We start from the raw sequence: 1,149 nt of genomic DNA, 5'->3' as shown, positions 1-1,149 counted from the left end.
CTGTGGCGGCTCCGGCTCCGGCTCCGGCTCCGGCTCCGGCTCCGGCTCCGGCTCCGGCTCCGCAGGCCGCAGCGGCAAGTGTGGTGGTAGAACCCGTGCCGGTCGCGACCGAGCCGCCCGCTGCGCCGGTAGCGAAAGAGCCTATTGATCTCCCCTGGGAGGATGCGCCGGTTTCGGTGGTGAGCGAGCCGACGCCCGGACCAGTGGCTGAACAGGGCGCGGCGGCGCCGGATATCAGTACCGAGGTCGATGACGGCCGGGACGATGACGAACCGCCGCCCCCTGCCGATGATTACTACGATTCCCTGGCCAGCTACGACTACGCGGATGCTGACGAGACAACGGCGCCTGCCGAGGATCAGTTGCCCGCCGCGCAGCCGGCTACCGGACTGGCGGCCGAGTGGCTGGATATCTATCCGCGCCTGGGGTTGGCCGGCCTGACTGCCAGCATCGCCGCCAACTGCTCGTTGGTGGCGGCCGGAGATACCTGGCGCCTGCACCTGGAGCCGACCCAGAGTGCGCTGTTCAATGCCGCCCAGCTGCGCCGCATGAACGAGGCGCTCAATCACTACCTGGGCCGCAGCGTACAGCTCGAGGTGGAGATCGTCCGCCCCGAGCAGGAAACTCCCGCCCAGGCCGCTGCGCGCGGGCGTGCCGAGCGTCAGCGCCAGGCCGAGCAGTCGATCCATGACGACCCGCTGGTGCGCGAAATGATCCAACAGTTCGGCGCGATGATTCGCCCGGACTCCATCGAACCCTTGAACACCTGAGGAACCCATCATGATGAAAGGTGGCATGGCAGGCCTGATGAAGCAGGCCCAGCAGATGCAGGAAAAGATGCAGAAGATGCAGGAAGAGCTGGCCAACGCCGAGGTGACCGGCCAGGCCGGCGCCGGGCTGGTCAGCGTGGTGATGAACGGTCGCCATGACGTCAAGCGCGTCAGCCTCGACGACAGCCTGATGCAGGAAGACAAGGACATCCTCGAGGACCTGATCGCCGCCGCCGTCAACGACGCCGTGCGCAAGATCGAGAAGAACAGCCAGGACAAGATGGCCGGCATGACCGCCGGCATGCAGCTGCCGCCCGGCTTCAAGATGCCGTTCTGACCAGGCATGCCTCGGCGCCGGTTTCGCCGGTGCCGAGGCGAA

General features: G+C 67.2%; 2 protein-coding genes. Both read left to right on the top strand.

Annotated elements, in window-relative coordinates; genetic code table 11:
* The first annotated feature begins 95 nt into the window (after positions 1–95).
* The gene (locus tag AS93_RS18665; protein ID WP_256214690.1) at positions 96–770 is read left to right on the top strand and encodes a DNA polymerase III subunit gamma/tau C-terminal domain-containing protein; all 675 of its coding nucleotides are present in this window, start codon (positions 96–98) and stop codon (positions 768–770) included.
* Between the two features lie 10 nt (positions 771–780).
* Positions 781–1,107, top strand: a complete 327-nt coding sequence (locus tag AS93_RS0104290) for a YbaB/EbfC family nucleoid-associated protein (protein WP_027589455.1) — start codon at positions 781–783, stop codon at positions 1,105–1,107.
* Positions 1,108–1,149: the final 42 nt, after the last annotated feature.

Origin of the sequence: Pseudomonas sp. RL, from assembly GCF_000647775.1 — a bacterium.
GTDB classification, from domain to species: domain Bacteria; phylum Pseudomonadota; class Gammaproteobacteria; order Pseudomonadales; family Pseudomonadaceae; genus Serpens; species Serpens flexibilis.
This window is presented reverse-complemented; position numbering and strand designations above follow the sequence as displayed.